We start from the raw sequence: 23,951 nt of genomic DNA, 5'->3' as shown, positions 1-23,951 counted from the left end.
CGCGGCAGTGCGGCTGTAAATCTTCGAAGATACCAAATGACAAGGGGCGACCATGCGCATTGCACGAGATCTTGCTGACGCAGTAGGAAAAACACCGTTGATCCGGCTGCGCCGCATCAGCGAAGAGACTGGATGCGAGATTCTTGGCAAAGCCGAGTTCATGAACCCGGGTCAGTCGGTAAAGGATCGTGCTGCTCTTTTTATCATCAAAGATGCCATCGCACGCGGGGATCTGAAACCGGGCGGTACCATCGTGGAAGGCACTGCCGGCAATACTGGTATTGGTCTGGCTCTGGTCGGTGCGTCGATGGGATTCAAAACGGTTATCGTTATCCCCGAGACCCAGTCGGAAGAAAAGAAGGATATGCTGCGTCTGGCTGGCGCTCAGTTGGTTCAGGTGCCAGCAGCCCCGTATCGCAACCCCAACAATTTCGTGCATTATTCCCGCCGTCTGGCCGAGGAACTGGCGCAGACAGAACCCAATGGCGCCATCTGGGCCAACCAGTTCGACAATGTGGCAAACCGACAGGCACATGTGGAAACCACGGGGCCCGAGATCTGGGAACAGACAGGCGGCAAGGTTGACGGGTTCGTCAGCGCGGTCGGGTCGGGTGGGACATTGGCAGGCGTGGCCCAGGTTTTGCAGCCCAAGGGCGTCAAAATCGGTCTTGCCGATCCCATGGGGGCTGGCCTGTATTCGTATTACACGACGGGTGAGATCGCGATGGAAGGTGGGTCGATCGCCGAAGGCATCGGGCAGGTGCGTATCACCAAGAACCTGGAAGGGTTTACACCGGATTTTTCTTATCAGATCACCGATAACGAAGCGCTGCCCTACATCTTTGATCTTCTGCGTGAGGAAGGTCTTGTCATGGGCGGCTCAACCGCGATCAACATGGCAGGGGCGGTGCGCCTGGCCAAGGAAATGGGGCCAGGTCATACCATCGTGACCATCCTGTGCGATTACGGCACTCGGTATCAATCAAAGCTGTTCAACCCCGAGTTCCTGCGAGAAAAAGAGCTTCCGGTTCCGGATTGGATGACCGAGGCACCACGCAGCATTCCCGGCGTATTCGAGGACGTGTGATGCTTGGACAGGTCCGCCTGTTTCTGACCCTGCTGTTCCTGAGTTTCGTCGGCTTTTCGAATAGCGCTGTCGCGCAACTGACGGATCGTCAAAGCGAGTATTACCAAGGTTGGATCAAAACGGCGAGCCGGGCCGAAGCCGTGATCGAGGCGAACCGGGCATCCGACGCTGCGCTAGAGAATTTACGTTCGGAAATAAGCAGATACAGGGAAGACTTCAATCGGGCTCGTGGGGCAAATACCGACCGGATCACAACGCTTGAAAGTCAGCTAAAGGCGTTGGGCCCCAAACCCGAAGGGGACGCGACCGAACCCGAAGACATAGCCAAGCTTCGCGCGCATTTGGAAGAACAGCTCAACAGTCTGCGTGTGCCGCGCATCATCTCCGAAGAAGCCTACAGTCGAGCAAATGGGCTGATCAGCGAAATTGATCAGATCATTCGCGCGCGGCAGAAAAAAGAGTTCTTCGAACAGGGCCCGTCGCCGATCAACCCGGCGTATTGGGGGCCGGCATGGGTGGATGTCAAAGAGGCCATTCAAAGCCTGGCAAACGAAACGATCACTAACTTTCGTTCAGATGTCGTACGCGAACAAATTCGCGCGCGCGGGCTCGCGATCTTCATACTTCTGATCATTTCAGCCGTGTTGCTGATCTTTGGCAAACGGTGGTCCGAAATTGGAGGCGACTACCTGAGGTTGCTCGGCGGGGCCGGGACGGGGGTCTGGTCGTTCGTAATCTCACTACTGCGCATTCTGTTGCCATGGATCGGTGTGGTGGCCGTGGTCACGGCGATCAGTCTCACCGGCGTTCCGGGGTTGCGGGGCAGCCTTTTGCTTCAGAATGTTCCTTATTGGGCAGCGATCGTGTTTTTCTATGACTGGATTGGTCGCCAGGTTTACGTGATCGGCGCGTCGCAAGGGTTCAAGCGTCTGTCCGCGGCACGCATCACCGAACTGCGCGTGTATATCGATCTGCTCGCCCTGATGCTGGTTCTGCACGAATTGGCGTTGCTGTTCGAACGGATCGAGAACATCTCCGACGCGACCCGTGCCGTGGTTAGTTTCCCGATCATTGTCGCTACGGCTTTGTTGTTGTTGCGAATACGCCAGATTCGAACAACGGACGGGCCACCGGATCAGGCTGCCCCGACCCGTTCCGCGGGGTTCAGCCAATTGGTCGAATTCCTGCGCCGGGCTTTGTTCCTGTTGGGGATCGTGTCTCCTTTGTTGGCAATTTTCGGATTCACCAATGCGGCCGAAGCCATCGTGTTTCCTGCGGTCAAGACATTGGTGCTGATCGGGGCCTTGGTCATCCTGCAACGGTTCATCAGTCAGATTTACGGCTGGGTCACCGGGCAGGGCGAAGCCGCGGGGGATTCGCTTTTTTCCGTACTGGTCGGGTTTGCATTGGCCATCTTGGCGCTGCCAATTCTGGCGATCTATTGGGGTGCGCGGGAAACTGATCTACTGGAAGCATGGTCGCGCCTGCTGCTTGGGTTTGATATCGGCGGGGTAACGATCTCGCCCAGCAACTTTCTGACCTTTGTTGCCGTGTTTGCAATCGGTTATACGCTGACGCGTCTGTTGCAAAGCGGGTTGCGCAATTCGCTTCTGCCGAAAACCAGCATAGACCCCGGTGGGCAAAACGCGATTGTCGCGGGTTCGGGATACGTTGGCATATTCCTTGCCGCGTTGGTGGCAATCATGGTGGCCGGTTTTGATCTGTCGTCGCTGGCGATTGTCGCCGGAGCGCTGTCCGTCGGCATCGGCTTTGGTTTGCAGACAATCGTGTCGAACTTCGTTTCAGGCATCATCCTTTTGGTCGAGCGTCCGATTTCCAAGGGGGATTGGATCGATGTGAATGGCATGATGGGATATGTGCGGGACATTTCCGTTCGCTCGACCCGGATCGAGACGTTCGACAGGACGGATGTCATCGTTCCGAACTCTGACCTGATCAGCGGTGTTGTAACAAACTATACCCGCGGCAACACGATCGGGCGGGTGATCGTTCCGGTGGGTGTTGCATACGGAACTGACACGCGGCTGGTGGAAACCATTCTGGGCGAAATCGCCAACAACCATCCGATGGTTTTGGCCAACCCGGCGCCAAGCGTTGTGTTCCAGGGGTTCGGAGCAGACTCTTTGGACTTTGAAATACGGGCGATCCTGCGGGACGTGAACTGGGTTCTGTCGGTGAAATCCGACATGAACCATGAAATCAACCGCAGATTCTCGGAGGCGGGGATCGAGATCCCGTTCGCACAACGTGATGTCTGGTTGCGAAATCCCGAAACCCTGCGGGCCTCTGACCCAAGCAAGCAGGACGCTTCCATATCTGAGCAGGATGAGCCACGCAAAGTCGCAGAAGCTCCGGCGGATTTGACCGAGGCGGATATGGACTCGGATTCGGGTGATGAGGTTTGAGCGACCAGATCCCAGCATGCGTCGGCCTCTTGTCATCCCTCTGTGGGTGTACAGAATTATTTAAGCCATTCCCCTGAATTCGCAGAATTGGGGCCTTGCAAATCCGATTGCATTCGTCCAAATATCGCCGGCACGGAGAGGTGGCCGAGTGGTCGAAGGCGCACGCCTGGAAAGTGTGTAGGCGGGAAACCGTCTCCAGGGTTCGAATCCCTGTCTCTCCGCCATTCCAAAGTGAATCAGGGAACTGCTGAGCGCTCGACTTGTCGAGCAACCACTGCCGTTTCTATCCTAGCTCACCGCCCCATTATGCGTACCAGGTCATCGCCGACTTCGATGGCGTCCATGAAGCGCCGGAGATAACCCCGTTTGTATCTTTGGACTGTCTCTCCTGCATTGGCGGGAATGCGTATGCCGTATTTGGAACCCATCATAAGATGGTCTGTTCGAATGGGCTTAAGATCGCCGTACGGGTGCTTCGAAACCCGCCCCGAAATCACAAGTCCTTGCATCATAACGAGCTGGGCTCAGAGAGCTTGGTGCGACGGACAAGCGCAAGACCTGCGCTTTCAAAAGGACACTGAAACAAACTCTTGTCAGCGTATGATGAACGGGTTCGACATTGGCTGTTCTGACGTATTCAGCCAGACGGTTTTGGTCCTTGTGTAATCGTGAATGGCCTCGATTCCCGCTTCCCTGCCATAGCCGGATTGATTGTAGCCACCAAACGGAGCAATCGGGGACACTGCGCGGTATGTGTTGATCCAACAAATTCCCGATTTCAGGCGGGATGAAACCCGATGGGCGCGGGCGACATTTTCAGTGAAAACGCCGGACCCAAGCCCGAACTGCGAGTCGTTGGCCAATGTGATCGCTTCCTCTTCCGTATCGAATGGCAGCAGAGACATCACGGGGCCGAACATTTCGACCTTCAGCGTCTCTGTCTCTGCGCTCGTGCATTCCACCAGCGTAGGGGCCATGAAGTTGCCCGGCCGGTCCAGAGGTTTCCCCCCGAAGCGGACGCGTGCGCCTTGTTCTGTGGCTTTCGCCAAAGTCGCCTGAATTCTTTCCACCTGATCAGTGGTGCAGAGCGGGCCAATATGGGTGGCCGTTTCCAATGGATCTCCGATTGCGATGCCCTTCATCTTCTCTTCGATCTTGTCAACAAGCGCTTCCAGTACCGGGCGATGTATCAATCCGCGCGAGCCGGCCACGCAGCTTTGACCCGAGGCGCCGAAATTTCCCGCAATCAAGCCATTGGCGGCGCCATCCAGATTGGCATCATCAAAAACGATGATCGGGGATTTCCCGCCCAGTTCCAATGTGGTCACCGCAAAGTTTTCAGCCGAATTGCGCACGACATGGCGCGCTGTTTCCGGGCCGCCGGTGAATGCGATCCGGTCCACGTCCGGGTGCCGGGTAAGCGGGATGGCGCAGTTTTCGGCATCCCCCGTAATGACAGAGACGACACCTGGCGGAAAGCCAGCTTCATCGATCAGCCGTGCGAATTCCAGCATCGGAGCGGGCGCAATTTCAGAGGCCTTCAGCACGACCGAACAGCCTGCCGCCATCGCGGGGCCAAGCTTGGTTGCGGTCAGGAACATCTGTGCGTTCCAGGGGACGATAGCGACCACCACACCAATCGGTTCGCACTTGGTGAAGACGTGCATGTCCGGTTTGTCGATCGGAAGAACCGCTCCTTCGATCTTGTCCGCGAGACCCGCATAATATCGATAATAGTCACCGACATAGGCTGTCTGGCTTGCGGTTTCGGCAAGCAGCTTGCCGCTGTCTGTGGTCTCAAGCTGGCCCAGGTGACTGGCGTTTTCCTCGATCAGTTCCGCAAGTTTGAACAACAGTTTGCCGCGTGCGGTTTGCGTCATGTCGCGCCACGCGGGATCATCAAGTGACCGACGCGCCGCGGACACGGCGCGGTTCACGTCTTCGGGTGCGGCACAGGCGAAACTGGACCAATCTTGGCCCGTCGCCGGGTTTTGCGAATGCATCACTTGCCCGTGTGCCCCTTCGGTCCACGCGCCGTCGATATAAAGCTGGAAATGTGGTTTCTGATGCATCATCGATCCTCACTGAAACTTTGGCATGACGTCGTCGATGAAACGGGCCAGCGATGCGCGTTTGCGTTCGAAACTCATACCGCTGTCTATCCAGAACGAATACTCATCATAGCCCAGATCTTCATAACGTTTCAGACGTTCCGTGACACCCTCTGCGGTTCCGATAGTCAGATCGCGCGCCAGGTTTTCCGGGGCCATCATCGTATTGGCCGCCATCTCTTCGTCGGTCAGCTTCTGGATCAAGCCCTGCCGGACCGGCCGCTTGTTTTGAAACCAGGCCCCGAAGTAGTTGTAGAAGCAAGACAATTCCCGAGCGGCCCGATCCAGATCAGCATCGTCATTGCCAACATAGGTGTGGTGCAGAAGCATGATCTTGGGGCGCGGCCCCTCATGGTTTGCGCAGGCATCCTCAAAGCGGCCCATCAGCGTTTCAATCTCGTGCATGCCCTGCCAAAGCGGTGTGACCTGAATGTTAAAGCCGTTCTGCACACCGAATTCATGACTGTTCGGATCCCGCGCCGCGATCCAGATGGGCGGCCCTCCGGGTTGCACCGGCTTGGGGGCCGAGGTGGTGGCAGGGAACTTGAAGAACTCTCCATCATGGGCACAGTCACCTTCCCACAGCCGGGGCAAAAGCGGCGCGATTTCTCGCATGCGCTGGCCAGCATCCCATGCATCCATTCCCGGCATCATCCGTTCATATTCATACGAATAGGCGCCGCGGGCGATGCCCAGCTCGATACGGCCGCCTGTCATCAGGTCCGCCGCAGCCGTTTCGCCGGCCAGTTTGATCGGATGCCAGAACGGTGCAACCACTGTACCGGTGCCAAGCCGCACATTCTTGGTGTGATGTGCGATATCTACCAAAGACATCAGAGGGTTGGGCGCGATCGTAAAGTCCATCCCGTGGTGCTCACCGGTCCAGACGGCACGCATTCCCGCCTCATCGGCCATTTTACACAGCGCGATGAATTCTTCATACAGCTTCTCATGGGGTTGATCGGGGCTCAGCCGTTCCATGTGTGCAAAAAGGGAAAACTCCATCCATCAGGTCCTTTCAGAAAAGCTGTGCACGTCGCCCTGCTGCGCGCTGCCCAGATACAGTGAGAAGTCGCGGGTTCGGCTTTCCAGCGCAAAACGAGAAATCATGGTGGTGATTGGCGTCGTCGTGTAGGAAAGGGCCGCCAGGTCTTCAATCGCGACGGCCTCAAGCTTGCCGTGTTTGGGAAGGTCCGGTGCATTGCCCAATACGTAGACATGATGCGCTGTGGCATCGTCATAGACCGAGTAGACGACGCCGAGATTTGCGTCGATGCCACGATCATGCAGATCCTGCCGAAGGCTGTCCCGCAACTGTCGCCGGTCGGACAATGTGACCTGCGGCGGCCTGAAACCGGCATCCGTTTTTTCTAGCAGCACGCGGCCTTCGTGTTCGATGATTGCGCCACAGACGATCCGGCGCCCCGTCGGTTCAAGCGCGCCGCGTTCCAGACCAAGGCTGAAGTACCGCCCGTTCGCGTAGCCCAGCGCCGGACGGTCGTTGTGGGAATAGGCTTCGACCTGTCCGATCAAAACGCAATGGTCTCCTGCCTCGACCACCCGATGGGTCCGGCAGGAAAATGTCGCAACCGCGCCGGTGATCAACGGGATCTCGCGCGCGTCAAGGCTGTGGTCGGTTTTGGCGAACCGATCACCTTTGAAGCCGGCGAAGGTGTTGGACACATCCTCTTGCCCCTCGGCCAGAACACTCACCGTGAAATGGGTGCAGGCCGAGAATTCGCCGTATGAAGACAAGTTCTTGCCAGGGCAGACGATCAGCAGCGGCGGGTCGAGCGAAACCGAAGTGAAGGAATTCGCCGTGAAGCCCAGGGCCATGCCAGAGGCGCTGCGCGTGGTAACGACGGTCACGCCGGTCATGAATTTGCCAAATGCCCGCCGGAGGTCGCGGGGGTCGAGTTCGGTCATGATTGCACCTCGCTTTGAAAGCTGGAGATGGCGGCGTTGATCTGACTTGCATGTGTCATCGGCATCATATGGGCCGCCCCATCGATGATCAGGGCGCGTCCGTTCGGGGTGATTTCGGCCATTCTACGCGACATGTGTGGGGTGGAGTTCGGCTCCTGACTGCCGGTTATGAACAGCGCGGGGCAGCCAAGTTTCTCCAACGCGCCGCGCCGCGGATTTTGGCTTTGGGCAAAAACCGTATAGGCCAGCTTGTAAGCCGCCGGATCCATGGCCGTCAGCCATTCGCGGCAGGCATCACGTTCAGGCGAACCGATGTCACCAAACCACCGGCGCAGCGTGCTGGTTGGATCAACCGGTGTTTCACCATCCAGTCCCGCAGCACGTTCCTGAACGGCCTGCGCTGCCTTTGCACTGCGTTCAAAAACGGCATTCATTGCCACGACGCCGCAAATCCGATCTGGCGACTTGGCGGCAAGGTCCAACGCGATCATCGCGCCCATCGAGTGGCCGACTACAAGGACCGGACCGTTTAGATTGCCCAGCAAGTTGTGTGCAGCATCACTGTATTCCGACAGTTCCGTGCCGATAAAGCCAAGCGGACTTTCCCCGTGACCGGGCATGTCCGGCGCTGTCAGGCGCGCTTCAGAGGCCAACCCGTCCAACTGCGCGCTCCAGGCTTCGGCCCGCAGGCCAACCCCGTGAAGCAACAGGATGTCCGGACCTGCGCCAGTTTGGATCGCGGCCAGCCCGCCGATTTCAGACCGCGGCCGGGTTGTCCACGTCATGGCCCAAATCCTTGAGATCCTGATACCGGTCGCCGATGCGGTGATGCGGTCTGCCCGAGGTTGCGGCCCCCAATACAACGACAATTTCATCGTCGCGTGGTGCGTCCGGGATCGAGAAGTGTACGGTCAGGTAGTGAGAACGCCGCCCGGCATCGTTTTTGTCCATCAATGGAACCATGATCGGCGCATTCGCGGGGCCGCGCGTGTTTGTGAAAGCCAGATAGGATTTCGCGCTGACCGCCTGCCGGTAGTGGTTGCCGAAGCGAAGGGTATGAATAATGCCCGAGGCGTGCTCGACCTCGCCATTCAGCCCGACGACGGCTGCCTTGCCATAGGCTTCGATCGCGTCACCACTGCCGGCCAACGCAATCATGCGGTCCGTCATCATCTTTCCCAGTACGGGGCCGTAGGCGTGGATTTCCGGTTTTAGGTCTTCGACATATCGACCCGCCCAGGGATTGGTAATCACTGCGGCCACGGCAAACATGCGCCATGGGATTTCCGCAGGGCGAAATCCCTCGACAAGAACTTCCTCGTCGTAGGTAACAATCTTGCGTATTTCCGGCTTCATCACACCTCTCCTGTCGCGCTGGGAGAAGGTAGAAACGGGTGTGGTTTTTGACAAATGATTGAATTATGTGCTTTCGCATTAGAAAGATTAATGGCTAACTTGATCAATGGGAAAATCACTTCCACCGCTGACCTGGTTCCGATCCTTCGAGGCAGCAGCCCGGACCCTGAGTTTTACTGCGGCTGCCGAGGAAATCGGCCTGACCCAATCGGCCGTCAGTCAGCAGGTGAAATCCCTTGAGATGCGTCTGGGGACAGCACTTTTTGTAAGGCATCCGCGCAGTCTGGCCCTGACGGATGCCGGGCGAAAACTGTTGCCCGAAGTCGGCAGCGCGCTTGAGGCGCTTGCCGCCGCCGCCGGAAGGGCCGACGCAAGCGCACCAGGAGATGTCCTGACGGTGGCCACATCTGTCAGCGTCGCGCAATGGGTCATCGCCCCAAACCTCGCGGACTTCACCGCACGCAATCCAGAGATCAGCGTGCGGCTGCTCAGTGCAATCTGGCCTGACGATTTTCACGCGTCGCAGGCTGATGTTCAGGTCAGGTTCGGGTCAGAGAAACAAGTGGGCAGGGGGGCCGAGCGCCTGAGACCTGACAGGCTTGTCGCTGTCAAGGCGCCGACGCTTGCCGGGGATCCGTTTGACCTTCCCCTGATAGAAGCAGTCGGCACGTCCAGTGGATGGAAGACGTGGCTCGACAAGCAGGGCGTGCAGCGGCAGCCTGCTGTTTTCGTCGATACGTTCGGCATGGCGCTTCATTTGGCCGTTCATGGCAGCGGGGTTGCCCTGATCAGCGAGTTTCTGGCGAAACATGCGATGGCAACCGGTCTTGTCGAAAGCGCACATGACAGCACTGTCGAATGCAACGAAGGGTATTATCTTTCCGCCGATGCCAGCAATCCGGCGGCCGCATTGTTTCGTGACTGGTTGCTTGAACAGATACGGGTTTGATCCGGCGCGGGCCTGCAATCGTTCGTGCACCTGTCAGGGCTTGACGAATATTTTGCGTGGTCGTTTGCACAGACACTCGGCCGGACCGTTTTCCTTGATCAGGATGGTCTCGGTGATCGCAAGCCCCCAATCATCCATCCATAGCCCGGGCATAAAGTGAAATGTCATGCCAGCTTCGAGGATGGTATTGTCTTCGTCCCGCAACGAGATCGTGCGCTCGCCCCAGTCCGGAGGATAGCTGAGGCCGACAGGATAGCCGCAGCGGGCACCGCGTTCGATCCCCGCACGTTCCAGCGGTGCCGCCAGCGCTTTGGCGATATCTTTTGCGCGATTGCCGGGGCGCGCAGCCTCCAGACCCGCTTCCAACCCCTCGACCAAGGCCGCCTCGGCCCTTCTAAGATGATCAGGCGGTTGACCCAGAAATACCGACCGGCAGAACGGAGCATGATATCGGCGATAGCAGCCGGAGAGTTCGAAGAAGGTGCATTCACCCGATTTGAACACATCTCCATTCCAGGTCAGATGCGGCGCGGCGGCGTCTGAGCCGGACGGCAAAAGTGGTACGATGGCCGCGTAATCCCCCCAGTCATCCCCGACGCCCGTTATCGCGTCATGGTATATCTGTGCGACCAGCTCGTTCTTGCGCAGGCCGGGTTCAACGCGTTCAAGCACGCCGTCAGTCACAAACTCTGAAATTCGGGCCGCCTTGCGCATCAGGGCGATTTCTTCGTCGGATTTCACGACCCGTTGCCAGTTGACCAAGGCCGTTGCATCCATCAGCGTCGCCTCGGGCAGTTCCGTTGTCAGTGTAATATGGGCTTTGGCCGAGTAATAATAATTGTCCAGCTCCACCCCAATTCGGCTCTGGCCGTGTCCACAGTCCGCAATAAGCTGGGCCAGATCCTGCATAGGATGCCGCGTGGTCGACTGCACAAAGTGATCGGCGTATCCGAAAACCCGATCGTCCCCCATCCACACCGTGCGCAGCGCACCGTTTGCATCCTGCCGGCGCCCCCACCAGATCGGGTCCGCGTCAAGAAAGATCAAGACACCCTGGTGAACGTAAAAAGACCAGCCCTCATACCCGGTGAGCCATCCGATGTTCGAAGGGTCTTCGACAAAAAGGCAGTCAATTCCTTTTGCGGCCATCGCCTTTCGGGTCTTGGCAAGACGACGATCATATTCCGCCCGGCTGAAGGCTGGATCAGAGTGGGTCATTGGCGCCTCCGGTCAACAATAGACTTTGGTTGACAGAACCCTACCGATCCGCTCACGTCAACGAGCGATAATTCGGGGGGCTGCATGAAAACCGATATCAATTCACATCGAACGGGCCGAAAGACCGGGCCATTCAGGCTGCGACGTTTCAACGGTTCAGCCCGCATGCGACGCATCACCGCTGAGGTCGCCGGATGAGAGGGTTCGAGCCAGCAGAATTTGCCGCGCGTACCGAACGCGCACAGGTGTTGATGAATGCCGCGGGCCTGTCGGCGCTGCTGCTGACCACGGAAACCGATGTGCGCTACTTTACCGGATACCTGACCAGATTCTGGGAAAGCCCGACCCGCCCTTGGTTCCTGATCCTGCCTGCGGCTGGCAAACCGGTCGCGGTCATCCCCTCGATCGGCGCCTCATTGATGGGGCAAACCTGGATCGACGACATCCGAACGTGGAGCTCACCCGACCTTCAGGATGACGGCGTCTCGCTTTTGACGGATGCCCTGACGGAACTGACGCCCGCCAAAGGCCGTATCGGAATGCCGGATGGGCACGAGACGCACGCGCGTATGCCGCTGTCGGACATTGAACGCCTGCGAAACAGTATCGGTTCGCGTTGCATCACCGGAGATCAGGGTATTTTGCGCCAGCTTCGCATGGTCAAATCCGGTGCAGAAATCACCAAGATCGAAACTGCATGCGCCATAGCTGGTCGCGCGTTCGCGCGCGTTCCCGAGATTGCACGGGTCGGCGTGCCTTTGGATGAAGTATTTCGCGGTTTCCAGATACTGTGTCTGGAAGAGGGTGCCGACTGGGTGCCGTATCTCGCAGGTGGGGCAGAGCAGGGCGGTTATTCTGACGTGATTTCGCCGGCGTCTTCGTCCCCCTTGAAAGATGGCGATGTACTGATGCTTGATACCGGCTTGGTCTGGGATGGTTACTTCAGTGACTTCGATCGCAACTGGTCGGTTGGCCCAGCAAGTCCCGACGTGAAATCTGCTTATGCCAGGCTGATAGACGCGTCAGATGCTGCATTCGAAATCGCCCGGCCCGGCGCAACGGCCGCAGAGTTGTTTCATGCCATGAACACGGTGCTGACCAAGGCATCCGAAGGCACGGATGCCGGTCGGCTGGGGCACGGGTTGGGCATGTCTTTGACTGAATGGCCGTCCCTCATCCCGACGGACAAGACCGTTCTTGAGCCTGGCATGGTGCTGACCCTGGAGCCTGGTATTGCGGTTGGTGACAAGATATTGGTTCACGAAGAAAACATCGTCGTAACAGACAAAGCCCCGCGCTTTATCAGCCCGCGTATCGGGCCGGAGATGATCGAGCTATGACCTACGTGCCTTACACGCTTGACGAAGACGACCCGCAAACCCCGCCGCTTGGATTGATCGTACTTCAGGTCGACGAGACGATTGAGCCGGAATTCAGCGCGTATTTCTCGGACCGGAAAAACCCGTTGTTTGTAACACGGATACCCAGCGGCATCGAAGTGACACCAGAAAGCCTGGCCGAGATGGAAGAGGCCCTGCCGGCAGCGGCAAGATTGTTGCCCAGCGCGCGTCCTTTCCGGGTGGTGGGTTATGGCTGCACGTCGGCAAGTTCGGTCATTGGATCAGAGCGTGTGGAGGAACTTGTCAAACAGTCGTGCAATACAAAAGAGGTAACAAACCCTTTGCGCGCGGCCACGGCCTGTGCCGCGGATCTTGGGGTGTCGAAGTTTGCGCTTCTGTCGCCTTATGTCGAAGAGGTCAACGCACCGCTGCGAGCCGCGTTTTCGGAAAACGGGATAACCATGGATGTTTTCGGGACATTCGGGCAGGCCGAAGAGGCAAAGGTTGCTCGGATTTCGGTGCAGTCCGTGATCGAAGCCGCGACGAAACTGGGATCTGATCCATCGGTGGAAGCGGTTTTCCTCAGCTGTACCAATCTGCGCACGATTGAAGCCATCCCCGAGATTCGCAAGCGGATTGGCAAGCCTGTTCTTTCAAGTAATCAAAGCCTTGCATGGCATATGTGCCGCCTCAATCTTGCTGAGTGAAGCAGCAAATATGACATGAAAATTCGTAATTGCGTCATCTATTGTTGCCAAGTGCCCACTGCATGGTCTTAACTGCTGACTACAGATCAATGAAATCCGCAACTCTCGGATAATCATTTGACGCAACAGGGGGTCTTGTGACCGACACAAATACCGATGCCGCGTTTGTTGAGTTTCAGCGCGTACAAAAATCTTATGATGGCGAGAATCTCGTTGTCAAAGATCTCAACCTTGCAATGCCAAAAGGCGAATTTCTGACCATGCTCGGGCCGTCCGGGTCTGGAAAGACAACCTGCCTGATGATGCTTGCCGGATTCGAAACCGCGACCCATGGCGAAATTCTTCTTGATGGGAAACCCATCAATAATATCCCGCCGCACAAGCGCGGGATTGGCATGGTTTTCCAGAACTATGCCCTGTTTCCGCATATGACTGTGGCCGAAAACCTTTCCTTCCCCTTGGAAGTCCGCAAATTGGGCAAGTCTGAACGGGATGAAAAGGTACAACGTGCTCTGGACATGGTTCAGATGGGTGCGTTTGGTGGGCGACGCCCGGCTCAGTTGTCTGGCGGTCAACAACAGCGAATAGCCTTGGCGCGCGCTTTGGTTTTTGAACCCGAACTGGTGTTGATGGACGAACCTCTGGGCGCTTTGGACAAACAACTGCGTGAGCATATGCAGTTCGAAATCACGCGTCTCGCGCATGAGCTGGGGATTACCACGGTCTATGTAACGCATGACCAGACCGAAGCATTGACCATGTCGGATCGTGTGGCCGTGTTCGACGATGGCCGCATTCAGCAGCTTGCACCGCCCGATCAGCTCTATGAAGAACCGGAAAACAGCTTCGTTGCGCAGTTCATCGGGGAAAACAACACAATGGAAGGCGTCATCAAGACGATCGATGGCGATACATGCCTCGTCCAGCTGGATGATGGCTCGGAAATTGACGCTGTTCCGATCAATGTTCGCGAACCCGGCGAACGGACAAAAGTATCGATCCGGCCCGAGCGGGTAGAATTCAACAAGGATCGCCTGCACGCCGATGCACATACGCTGAAGGCAACCGTCAAGGAATTCATTTACATGGGTGACGTGTTCCGTTTCCGCATGTCCGTTGCCGGAAATGATGAGTTCATCGTCAAGACCCGGAACGCGCCAGACGCAATCCGCCTGTCCCCGGGGCAGGAGATCGAGATCGGCTGGCTGGCTCAGGACTGTCGTGCGCTCGACGCATAGGCCAAGTCGCGCGGAACAAGCGCGACCTCACTGAGGGACCGGCTGGTGAAAACCCGTGCATCAGCCGACCACACACATAAACGGGAAAAACTGGGAGCAATTCATGAAGACAACCAAAACATTGTTGACAGCAGCGGCACTTGGGGCAGTTGCTGGCGGTGCATTCGCAGAGGAAATGACGATCGTTTCCTGGGGCGGCGCTTATTCCAAATCGCAGCTTAAGGCGTATCACGAGCCCTATTCGGAAAAGACAGGTGTCACCATCCTGAATGATGACAGCTCGGCCGAAGCAGTTGCGAAACTGCGCGCGATGAACGAAGCCGGCAACATCACCTGGGATGTGGTTGATGTTGTGGCCGCAGACGCAATTCGTCTGTGTGACGAAGGTCTTGCGCTGGAAATCGACTTTGACACCCAGCTTGCGCCGGCGCCGGATGGCACACCTGCCTCCGAAGATTTCGGCGACCTTTTGGTCAGCGACTGTTTTATCCCGCAGATCGTGTATTCAACCACCTTCGGGTACCGCACCGATCTGGTCGGAGACACTCCGCCCAGCGATGTCTGCGCCGTATTTGACCTGGAAGCCTATCCGGGCAAGCGTTCGCTTGAAAAGCGTGCGATCAACAACATGGAATGGGCCCTGTTGTGCGATGGCGTCGCAAAGGACGATGTCTATGACGTTCTGGCCACTCCGGAAGGACAGGATCAGGCGCTTGCCAAGCTCGACACGATCAAAGACAGCGTAGTCTGGTGGTCCGCTGGTGCGGATACACCGCAACTTCTGGCTGATGGCGAGATCGTCATGGGTTCGACCTATAACGGTCGTCTGTTCAGCGTGATCGAAGAGCAGAAGCAGCCCGTTGCCATGTTGTGGGACGCGCAAATCTTTGACCTGGACGGTTGGATCATCCCTGCTGGTCTGAGCGAAGAGCGTCAGCAGCGCGCGCTGGACTATATCATGTTCGCGACCGATACCCAGCGTCTGGCGGATCAGGCCAAGTACATCTCGTACGGTCCGGCCCGTGCATCGTCGGCTCCGCTGGTGGGTAAGCATGCCGAATTGGGTATCGATATGGCGCCCCATATGCCAACCGATCCGGAAAACGCCAAGAACACGTTCCTTTACAACTACGAGTTCTGGGCGGATTACCGCGACGACATCGAAGCCAAGTTCCAAGCTTGGTTGGCGCAATAAGCGCGCGTTTTCATGAAAAAGTCGAGGGCGGCGCGCCGCCCTCAGACTCAAGCAGAGCCAAGGGGCACAGATGACTGACGCAAGCCAAAATGCAGGGCCGATGCTGGCAGCGGACGGAACGCCGCTCAAGCAATCGCTGGCACGTTCACTGCGGCGGCAGAAATTGCGGGCGTTGATGCTCGTCGCTCCGCTTCTGCTGTTCGTCATGTTTTCCTTCATCGTGCCGATTGCGTCGATGCTGTTTCGTTCGGTGGAAAACAGCATGGTGTCGGAAACCCTTCCACTTACTGTGGAAGCTTTGAAGGGTTGGGATGCTCAAAGCGGCGAGCTTCCGGATGAAGCGGTTTACGATGCTTTCGTCCGCGATATGGTCGTTGCGGTCGAAAACAAAGAACACACTCGCCTTGGTTCGCGTCTGAACTATGAAGAAACAGGTATGTCTTCGCTGTTCCGCAAATCCGGGCGTCAGATCAAAAAACTGGATCCTGAAACGGATGGGCCTTTCAAGGAAAAGTTGATCGAGATTCACGAAGGATGGGGAGATCCGCAAACCTGGCGCGTGATCAAGACCCACTCACCGGCGATTACCAATGGCTACTTCCTGAATGCCGTCGATATGCGCAGAACCCCGGAAGGCGCGCAGGCCCAACCCGAAGACAAGCGGATCCTGATCAAGCTTTTCGGACGTACTCTGTTCATGTCGCTCGTGATAACGGGCGCTTGTATCCTGCTTGCTTACCCTGTCAGTTATCTGTTGGCGACACTTCCGATGCGGGTGTCGAACCTGTTGATGATACTGGTCCTTTTGCCCTTCTGGACGTCTCTTCTGGTGCGAACGTCCGCCTGGAAGGTCATGTTGCAACAACAGGGGGTAATTAATGATACCCTCGTTTGGCTGGGTCTGGTCGCTGATGATGCCCGGTTGATCATAATCAACAACCAGATCGGCACCATCATCGCGATGACGCATATCCTTTTGCCGTTCATGATCCTGCCAATGTATTCGGTGATGCAGACCATTCCGCCGTCTTATACGCGTGCGGCCAAATCCATGGGCGCGACGAACTGGACGACATTCTGGCGTATCTACTTCCCGCAATCCGTTCCCGGGATCGGGGCCGGTTCGATCCTCGTGTTCATTCTGGCAATTGGGTACTACATCACGCCCGAGATCGTGGGCGGCACCAAGGGTGTCTTCATCTCGAACCGAATCGCCTATCACATTTCGTCCTCACTTAACTGGGGGCTGGCCGCGGCCTTGGGTACGATCCTTCTGGCGGTCGTGCTGCTGCTCTACTGGGTCTACGACAAGATCGTGGGCATCGATAACGTAAAGTTGGGATAATCAAGATGGCCGCACTGACACCGATATCCCGCAAACCCATGTCCATGGTTCTGCCCAGTGTCGCACTTGCCGGGGCATTTGCCGGTATTTTCGTCGGGGCCGGAAATGGTTCGGTCCTTCTGGGCATACTGGCCGGAGCCGTCCTGATCGCGGGGCTGGCTTGGGTCTACATAAACATCGTGAAGAACGAAAACCTCGCACGCTGGATCAATATCATCGGATTCGGTGTCGTGGGTTTCATAGTGGCCGGGCTGATGGGTGGTGTATTGGGGCTGCTCGGCGGTTGGTTTTTTGCCTGGTTTATCTTCTGGTTGTATGAGGGGCGGTATCGGCGCAAGTTGCTGCCATACCTCACGGCACAACAGGTTTTCTATCACTACCTGTTTCGCGTGATCTGTGGTGCGATCTTCGTCTTCCTGATCACACCGATCCTTGTGGTGTTGCCGCTGTCTTTCAACGCAGAGGATTTCTTTACATTCACCCCCGAGATGCTGCGGCTGGATCCGGAAGGCTATTCGCTGAAGCATTACCGAGATTTCTTCACCAACAACGAATGGCAGCGCAGCTTCAAGAACTCGCTGATCATCGCGCCGATTGCGACGGTTATTTCGGTAACGTTGGGAACGCTGGCCGCCATTGGGCTCAGCCAGTCTCACGTTCCCGGGCGCCGTGCGATCATGGGGATCCTGATATCGCCGATGATTGTTCCGCTGATCATCTCGGCGACGGGCATGTTCTTTTTCTACAGTGATATCGGGCGCTTCCTCGAAGGTACGCTGGGCATGAACAAGAACTTCGTAGGCTATCTGAAAGTCATCCTGGCCCACGCGGTTCTGGGTATTCCCTTTGTGATCATTACCGTGACGGCGACCCTGGTGGGCTTTGATCGATCTCTGACCCGGGCGGCGGCCAATATGGGCGCGGGACCGGTGCGAACCTTCTTCAAGATTCAGATGCCGTTGATCCTGCCGGGTGTGATATCTGGCGGTCTCTTTGCCTTTATCACATCATTCGACGAAGTGGTCGTGGTGCTGTTTGTAGGCTCTGCCAGCCAAAAGACGTTGCCGTGGCAGATGTTCACCGGCCTGCGGGAGCAGATCAGTCCAACCATTCTTGCGGTTGCGACAATCCTTGTGGTCCTGTCCATTGCTCTGCTGACGACGGTCGAACTGTTGCGGCGTCGATCCGAACGTCTGCGGGGTCTTTCGCCTGCTTGACGCAGCAAACCGTCTGATCTAACGATTCACCTGTTCATCTCCGCTGCGATGGCGTCGCGGCGACTACGGAGGTGATCGGCTCTCGGACCCCGAGACCGCCTGTCCTGAACGCCGGGACATGTGGCCGGGAAATGCACGCCCGGCATAGATGAGAGACCAAGGATGACTGACATTTCTAACCGCCCTCAGTTCTTCACCTGCCACAATGGTGAAAAGGCCCCGTTGCCGTTCAGCAAATCCGAGTATGACCGCCGTCTTGGCAAACTGCGCGCCATCATGGCCCAGCGGGATATCCCGGTGGTGCTGCTGACGTCGATGCAGAATATCGCCTATTATTCAGGCTTTCTGTATTGTGCGTTCGGGCGCCCCTATGGCTGCGTTGTGACCCAGGACAGTTGCACCACCGTGTCCGCCAATATTGATGCCGGGCAACCCTGGCGCCGGTCGGTTGAAGACAACGTGATTTATACCGACTGGAAGCGCGACAACTACTGGCGTGCAGTTGCGATCCTGATCGACAATGCAAAACGGATCGGCATCGAAGGCGACCACATGACGCTTGCGGCGCGCGACACGGCGCTGAACATGCTGGGTGAGCCTGAGTTGGTTGACATCGCGGCCGACACCATGGCCGCGCGGATGATCAAATCCGCTGAAGAAATCGAATTGATCAAAGGCGGTGCCCGTACTGCCGATGTGGGTGGTGCTGCGATCCATGCCGCAATCCGCGAAGGCGCAACCGAAATCGAAATTGCGATGGCCGGCCGAGACGCGATGGAAGTGGAAATCGCGCGGGCCTACCCGGAAGCCGAATACCGTGACACCTGGGTTTGGTTTCAATCGGGTTTGAACACCGACGGCGCCCATAATCCGGTCACCAAACGCGCGTTGCAAAAAGGCGATATCCTGTCACTGAATACCTTTCCGATGATTTCCGGCTATTACACCGCCCTGGAACGGACCCTGTTCCTGGGCGAGCCGGACGCCGACAGTCTGCGCCTGTGGAAGGCCAATGTGGCCGCGCATGAACTTGGCCTGAGCCTGATCAAACCCGGTGCCACCTGTTCCGGTATCACCGCCGAGATCAACCGGTTCTTTGCCGACGAAGGCCTGCTGCAATATCGGTCCTTCGGCTATGGCCACTCGTTTGGTGTTCTGAGCCACTATTATGGTCGCGAGGCCGGTCTGGAACTCCGCGAAGACATCGACACAGTGCTGGAACCCGGCATGGTGGTCTCGATCGAGCCGATGCTGTGGATCCCTGAAGGCCAGCCCGGTGCGGGCGGCTACAGGGAACACGATATTCTGGTTGTGGGTGAAGACGGAGCCGAAAACATCACCGGATTCCCCTACGGACCGGGGCACAACATTATCGGCGCCTGATGCTTTGGGGTGGAGCTTTGGCTCCACCCGCTTATCACGTGCGCCGAGCTCGTTCGTGAAATATGAAACCCAGAAAATTCAGCAGAAGCTGCGCTGCCAGAATCTGAGTGCTTTCGGTGGGATCGTAGGCAGGAGCCACCTCGACAAGATCGATGCCGACCACGTCACCTCTTTTCGCCAGCCCCTGAAGAATCTCCAGAACGTCATAGTACAGAAACCCTCCGTGGCTGGGAGTTCCCGTTCCTGGTGCGATCGAGGGACAGAACGCATCGATATCAATAGTCACGTAGTACCGTTTTCCCTCGGGTATGCGGTCAAGAACAGCCTGTGTTCCCAATCTGCGAACCTGCCGTACCGACAGGATATCCGATCCGCGCGCACGCGCGTCGTCATACCCTTCCTTGGACGTGGACGAAACGTTCCGAATACCCAACTGGGTCATCCCCGAAACATAGTCTTTTTCTATCGCGCGGCGCATGGGGTTTCCGTGCCCGCTGGTGACGCCATGACGTTCATCGACAAAGTCCAAATGCGCATCGATTTGAACGACATGTATCGGTCCGTTTTCGGCGCAGTTGCTTTCAAATGCGGAAATGCAGGGGATGTTTACCGAGTGATCACCGCCAATCACCAGCGGAAGTGCCCCGGCCTCCAGGATCTTTCGCACACCAAAGGCTATGTTCTCGTGGCTCGCCTCGGTCTTGGTGTGGACAATATCCGCATCCCCCAGGTCGACGATCCGAACCGAGCTATCCAGATAGGTTGCGTCATCCTCATGATCATAGGCGCCGGCATGGCCAAAACTGAAAAGGGTCGATGCCTCTCGAACGGCCCGAGGACCAAAACGGGCGCCGGGGCGCCACTGCGTTCCAAAGTCGAACGGCGCGCCGAGCACGCAAACATCGGCCTCAATTCCGTCCCAGTTTTCGACATATGGAGATTTCGCGAAGGTCGATATTCCGACGAAAGGAAGATTCAGGCGCCCGGACGCATATCCATGTTCCTGCATTTTTGGTCCTTTCGATGGTTGTGCCACATCTTCTGCATGTGAACATGAGGACACGCCGTATTGAAACTAAATTCTCTTTGATGGCGGGTTGCTGAGGGTATCAGAGGAAGCTTTCTTCCAGAAGGGCGGGCTGGCTTGCATTCAAAACTGACCCGGCCCAGCCCATCAGAGCGCTTCAAGATCAGTCAAAAGACAATCCCGCTGATGGTTTGCCTTTCCTTCGTTTCCCATCCCCAAAGAACGTATGAAAGCTTTGTTTCGGTCTCAGTGATGCTCTGGCAGGTTTTCCTGTGCGGAAAGACGGTTTTTGATCCTTCCCGGCCAGAAGATCATAAGCGTTAACAAAAATATCGATTTGATATAGAGTTGTGGGGTTATTGATTGGTAACGCGCGGGTAGTCGTGTGGCACAGACACTTTATGAGAAATATGGCGGTTTCAAAACGATCAGCCGGGTCGTGATGACCTTCTATGAAATGGCGCTGGATTCGGATGAGATCGGCCATCATTTCGAAGACATTGATATGCCGCGTTTGATCGACCATCAAACCAAGTTCGTCTCGTCCTTGATTGGCGGGCCCGCATCTTTCAGTGATGACAGGATCGAAGCAGTTCATCGGCATTTGAACATTTCGCACAATGAATTCGACGTCATGGCCGAGCTGTTTGGCGACGCGCTCAGCCAGCATGGTATGTCGGACGGCGACATCAAAACTGCGCTGAACGCGATCGAGGGAAAACGTTCTATCATCGTCGCCCGGAATGCGGCATGAGCATTCTTGCAATAAACGAACAATTGCTGCGTGCGATCGGAGTGGGCGTCGCCGTGGTGCGCGCATCCGACCTGCAATTCGTGTTTTACAACGGGCCTTTCACGGAATGGTTCGGTACTCCTGAAAAGGGCAGCGCCTTGAGCGACGTTCTGTCGGATCTCGACCCCAAGGAACTGGAGGATGTAAAGCAGTCCGGCCTTCGGTACTCGGTCGAATTGCAGATCAAACCAAAGCGAAGGACACTGATCTTTGCGGTCACGGTCTCGCTGGCCAGCGGATTGTCCGAACAGGTGTTGATCGTTGAATGTCAGAACATCACCCGCATTCGCGAGTTGGAAAGCATGATCGACAGCTATTCCACCATGGTCGAGCGAAATACCCGAGAGCTTGAGCGCGAAAAGGAGAGGGTGGAACGGCTGTTGCTGAACCTGATGCCACGAGCGGTGTATGAAGAGTTCAAGACGTTCGGCGTTGTCACACCGCAGCTGTATCAGCAGGTTTCGGTGGTGATGCTGGATTTTGTCGGGTTCACGGATTTTGCGGCCAAGACCGACCCGACAGTCACCTTGAGTGAGTTGAACGACATCTTCACGGCCTTTGACCGGATCGTCGAACAATTCGGGTGTGAGCGGATCAAGACGATTGGCGATGCCTATCTGGCCGTGTCGGGCATGCCCGATCCCACACCGGATCATGCGACCGCCGTGGCGCATTGTGCGGTAAGGTTCCTGCGCTATCTTGAACGCCGCAACGAAAGCCATCCGCATAAGTGGCAGGCCCGGATCGGATTGGGGATGGGGGCGGCGGTCGGATCGGTCGTGGGCATTCAGAAATATGTCTATGACGTGTTTGGCCCTGCAGTGAACATCGCATCCCGGTTGCAGGTCTTTGCCAACCCCATGAACATCGTGGCCCCGGAAGAGATGAAATATGCCCTGATCGACGAGTTTCAGGTCTCGGAGCTTGGGTGCGTTGATATCAAGGGGATGGGTGAGATGGATCTGATCAACGTGACATCGGGCTTGAGTATGCCGCAGGGCAGTCGTTCGTTCTGACCGCGTCACTCATCCTGGGGGATCAAACCCAGACCGCGCAGGTAGATGCCGATACCGCTTTCCAGCAAATCTTCGGGGGGAAAAGGCGAAGTTGCGCCGGTGTTTCGGGCATATAGCTCGACGACTCCGTGGCTCATCGCCCAGATATGGGCGCTGAACATCGACGCGGGCGGGCGCTTTTCCGGCGGAATATGCTGGGACAGGTCCGCGGCCGCTTTTTCAAGAACGGACTTCGCCCGGTTGGCGGCCAGGGACAATTCGGGCGTGCGGTTCAGGGATATTCCACTTTCGAACATGGCGATGTAATGCCCGGGATTTTTGCGCGCAAAGGCCAGGTAAGCACGCCCCGTTGCTTCAAAAGCCGCAAGGGCTGAAGGCTGTCCCTCGTCATAGGCGTACTGCATCAGGTCTGCGAACATTTCAAACCCCTGCCGTGCGGCTTCGGCGATCAGGTCCTCGCGCCCTTGAAAATGACGGTAGACGGCGGCAGGCGTGACACCGGCAGTTTTTGCGGCCTCGGACAACGTGAAACCGGTTGGGCCCTTGTCTTCGATCAGGGACAAGGCTGCCTCGATCAGGGCTTGCTTCAGGTTTCCGTGGTGATAACCGCGTTTCGTCATCCCGGCCTCAGGTGCATTGATTGGGTGTTGGAAGACAAGGACATAGACCACCGATGCATTGCCGTCCAATACATGCTCGTGATGGCATCAACAGGGCAGGGCAGAGCAGCATTTTATGCCTCCCACACGTCCGGGCCACCGCAGATATGGGCATCAACCTCGCCGATACTCTTCTTGTCCTTCTCATCATAATCCAAGGCATGCAGAACCGTTCGGATGGCCGCAAGGCGTGCGCGTTTTTTGTCGTCAGAACGGACAATTGTCCACGGGCAGGCATCAGAATGCGATCGGGTCAGGGTTTCCGAGATCGACTGCGTGTATTCGTCCCATTTGCTCAGCCCGGCCACGTCGATCGCGCTGAGCTTCCATTGCTTCAAAGGGTCGTTTTCGCGCGCCAGAAAACGGTTCAGTTGTTCTGCACGACCGACATTGAGCCAGAATTTGAAAAAATGGATGCCGTCATTCACCAGGCCCGTTTCAAGTGGCAGGACCTGACGAAAGAACCGCTCACGCTGTTCCTGTGTGCAGAAACCAAAGACATTCTCGACGACGCCTCGGTTGTACCAACTGCGATCAAAGAACACGATCTCTCCTGCGGCGGGCAGATGCGGGATGTAGCGCTGGAAATACCATTGGCTGCGTTCGGCGTCTGACGGCTTGCTGAGAGCCACATTGCGCGCGCCGCGGGGGTTCAGGTTTTCGCGAAACCGCTTGATGGTGCCACCTTTGCCCGCGGCATCGCGGCCTTCGAATATGATGGCAACAAGTTGATCGGTTTCCTTGACCCAGGATTGCATTTTGACCAATTCAATCTGAAGCAGGTCCATCTGCTCATCATAATCCTTGGTCTTCATTTTTTCGGAATACGGGTAGGTCGGGTTCAAGATATCGCCCTTTTTCGCGTTTTGAATCTCTTCCCGTACAGATTTGGGCGCGTCTTTCCGAAAATACTTCTCGATTGAGCCTTTTCCTGACCGGGCCATATGTCACCTCGCGA

At 56.8% G+C, this 23,951-nt stretch carries 21 protein-coding genes and 1 tRNA gene; 13 read left to right on the top strand and 9 right to left on the bottom strand.

The annotated features are described in order from the left end of the window. Window positions 1-52: 52 nt before the first annotated feature. The 3 genes from AC2FFD_RS09990 to AC2FFD_RS09980 all read left to right on the top strand — a co-directional run bounded on the left by AC2FFD_RS09990 (window position 53) and on the right by AC2FFD_RS09980 (window position 3,737). Window positions 53-1,087 carry a cysteine synthase A gene (locus AC2FFD_RS09990; RefSeq protein ID WP_171632905.1) on the top strand — a complete coding sequence of 345 codons (1,035 nt, stop codon included), beginning with the start codon at window positions 53-55 and terminating at the stop codon, window positions 1,085-1,087. Beyond that, complete coding sequence (locus AC2FFD_RS09985; protein ID WP_496872968.1) at window positions 1,087-3,513, top strand: DUF3772 domain-containing protein; 2,427 nt, start codon at window positions 1,087-1,089, stop codon at window positions 3,511-3,513. The genes AC2FFD_RS09990 and AC2FFD_RS09985 overlap by 1 nt, the downstream gene beginning before the upstream one ends. 134 nt (window positions 3,514-3,647) lie before the next feature. Beyond that, window positions 3,648-3,737 (top strand) — tRNA-Ser (locus AC2FFD_RS09980). A gap of 369 nt (window positions 3,738-4,106) precedes the next feature. On the opposite strand, the gene AC2FFD_RS09975 is transcribed toward AC2FFD_RS09980, so the two are convergent. From AC2FFD_RS09975 to AC2FFD_RS09955, 5 genes are read right to left on the bottom strand one after another with little or no spacing between them, the layout of a single operon-like run. Beyond that, the gene (locus AC2FFD_RS09975; RefSeq protein WP_496873097.1) at window positions 4,107-5,585 is read right to left on the bottom strand and encodes an aldehyde dehydrogenase; all 1,479 of its coding nucleotides are present in this window, start codon (window positions 5,583-5,585) and stop codon (window positions 4,107-4,109) included. Between the two features lie 9 nt (window positions 5,586-5,594). Then, window positions 5,595-6,629: an LLM class flavin-dependent oxidoreductase gene (locus tag AC2FFD_RS09970; RefSeq protein ID WP_496872967.1), complete on the bottom strand. Its 1,035-nt coding sequence runs from the start codon at window positions 6,627-6,629 to the stop codon at window positions 5,595-5,597. A gap of 3 nt (window positions 6,630-6,632) precedes the next feature. Continuing rightward, entirely contained in the window at window positions 6,633-7,550 is a 918-nt protein-coding gene (locus tag AC2FFD_RS09965; protein ID WP_496872966.1) for a flavin reductase family protein, read from the bottom strand. After that, window positions 7,547-8,335 (bottom strand): alpha/beta fold hydrolase, encoded by a 789-nt coding sequence (locus AC2FFD_RS09960; protein WP_496872965.1) that lies wholly within the window; start codon window positions 8,333-8,335, stop codon window positions 7,547-7,549. The genes AC2FFD_RS09965 and AC2FFD_RS09960 overlap by 4 nt, the downstream gene beginning before the upstream one ends. Beyond that, a complete protein-coding gene (locus AC2FFD_RS09955; protein ID WP_496872964.1) occupies window positions 8,307-8,906 on the bottom strand; it encodes an amino acid synthesis family protein in 600 nt (199 codons plus the stop codon). The genes AC2FFD_RS09960 and AC2FFD_RS09955 overlap by 29 nt, the downstream gene beginning before the upstream one ends. Before the next feature lie 106 nt (window positions 8,907-9,012). Here AC2FFD_RS09955 and AC2FFD_RS09950 point away from each other — a divergent pair, with 106 nt between their 5' ends. After that, on the top strand, window positions 9,013-9,855 hold the full coding sequence (locus AC2FFD_RS09950) for a LysR family transcriptional regulator (RefSeq protein WP_425078160.1): 843 nt from the start codon (window positions 9,013-9,015) through the stop codon (window positions 9,853-9,855). 33 nt (window positions 9,856-9,888) lie between these two features. Here the strand turns inward: AC2FFD_RS09950 and AC2FFD_RS09945 are convergent, their stop codons facing one another. Continuing rightward, window positions 9,889-11,073, bottom strand: coding sequence for a M24 family metallopeptidase (locus AC2FFD_RS09945; RefSeq protein WP_425078161.1), 1,185 nt, complete (start codon window positions 11,071-11,073; stop codon window positions 9,889-9,891). 194 nt (window positions 11,074-11,267) lie between these two features. Here AC2FFD_RS09945 and AC2FFD_RS09940 point away from each other — a divergent pair, with 194 nt between their 5' ends. The 7 genes from AC2FFD_RS09940 to AC2FFD_RS09910 all read left to right on the top strand — a co-directional run bounded on the left by AC2FFD_RS09940 (window position 11,268) and on the right by AC2FFD_RS09910 (window position 19,498). Next, on the top strand, window positions 11,268-12,413 hold the full coding sequence (locus tag AC2FFD_RS09940) for a M24 family metallopeptidase (RefSeq protein WP_496872963.1): 1,146 nt from the start codon (window positions 11,268-11,270) through the stop codon (window positions 12,411-12,413). Next, window positions 12,410-13,120, top strand: a complete 711-nt coding sequence (locus AC2FFD_RS09935; protein ID WP_480684439.1) for a maleate cis-trans isomerase family protein — start codon at window positions 12,410-12,412, stop codon at window positions 13,118-13,120. The genes AC2FFD_RS09940 and AC2FFD_RS09935 overlap by 4 nt, the downstream gene beginning before the upstream one ends. Before the next feature lie 137 nt (window positions 13,121-13,257). Beyond that, the gene (locus tag AC2FFD_RS09930) at window positions 13,258-14,358 is read left to right on the top strand and encodes an ABC transporter ATP-binding protein (protein ID WP_171204650.1); all 1,101 of its coding nucleotides are present in this window, start codon (window positions 13,258-13,260) and stop codon (window positions 14,356-14,358) included. Window positions 14,359-14,461: 103 nt separating this feature from the next. Next, a complete protein-coding gene (locus AC2FFD_RS09925) occupies window positions 14,462-15,553 on the top strand; it encodes an extracellular solute-binding protein (protein ID WP_171204651.1) in 1,092 nt (363 codons plus the stop codon). Window positions 15,554-15,623: 70 nt separating this feature from the next. Beyond that, window positions 15,624-16,898 carry an ABC transporter permease gene (locus AC2FFD_RS09920; RefSeq protein WP_171204652.1) on the top strand — a complete coding sequence of 425 codons (1,275 nt, stop codon included), beginning with the start codon at window positions 15,624-15,626 and terminating at the stop codon, window positions 16,896-16,898. Window positions 16,899-16,903: 5 nt separating this feature from the next. Further along, a complete protein-coding gene (locus tag AC2FFD_RS09915; protein ID WP_257600611.1) occupies window positions 16,904-18,115 on the top strand; it encodes an ABC transporter permease in 1,212 nt (403 codons plus the stop codon). A gap of 162 nt (window positions 18,116-18,277) precedes the next feature. After that, on the top strand, window positions 18,278-19,498 hold the full coding sequence (locus tag AC2FFD_RS09910) for an aminopeptidase P family protein (RefSeq protein ID WP_496872962.1): 1,221 nt from the start codon (window positions 18,278-18,280) through the stop codon (window positions 19,496-19,498). Between the two features lie 34 nt (window positions 19,499-19,532). On the opposite strand, the gene speB is transcribed toward AC2FFD_RS09910, so the two are convergent. Further along, window positions 19,533-20,507 carry an agmatinase gene (gene speB, locus AC2FFD_RS09905; RefSeq protein ID WP_170344750.1) on the bottom strand — a complete coding sequence of 325 codons (975 nt, stop codon included), beginning with the start codon at window positions 20,505-20,507 and terminating at the stop codon, window positions 19,533-19,535. Between the two features lie 403 nt (window positions 20,508-20,910). On the opposite strand from speB, the gene AC2FFD_RS09900 reads away from it, so the two are divergent. Further along, on the top strand, window positions 20,911-21,279 hold the full coding sequence (locus AC2FFD_RS09900; protein WP_170344571.1) for a group I truncated hemoglobin: 369 nt from the start codon (window positions 20,911-20,913) through the stop codon (window positions 21,277-21,279). Then, a complete protein-coding gene (locus tag AC2FFD_RS09895; protein ID WP_257600613.1) occupies window positions 21,276-22,334 on the top strand; it encodes an adenylate/guanylate cyclase domain-containing protein in 1,059 nt (352 codons plus the stop codon). Before AC2FFD_RS09900 ends, AC2FFD_RS09895 begins: the two co-directional genes overlap by 4 nt. Before the next feature lie 5 nt (window positions 22,335-22,339). Here AC2FFD_RS09895 and AC2FFD_RS09890 read toward each other — a convergent pair whose 3' ends face one another. Further along, entirely contained in the window at window positions 22,340-22,954 is a 615-nt protein-coding gene (locus tag AC2FFD_RS09890) for a TetR/AcrR family transcriptional regulator (RefSeq protein ID WP_170344749.1), read from the bottom strand. Between the two features lie 113 nt (window positions 22,955-23,067). After that, window positions 23,068-23,937: a polyphosphate kinase 2 gene (gene ppk2, locus AC2FFD_RS09885; RefSeq protein ID WP_496872961.1), complete on the bottom strand. Its 870-nt coding sequence runs from the start codon at window positions 23,935-23,937 to the stop codon at window positions 23,068-23,070. Between the last annotated feature and the right edge of the window lie 14 nt (window positions 23,938-23,951).

This window comes from Ruegeria sp. YTSC002 (assembly GCF_059609845.1).
Note: the sequence above shows the minus strand (reverse complement) of the source record. Positions and strands in the feature narration are given on the sequence as shown.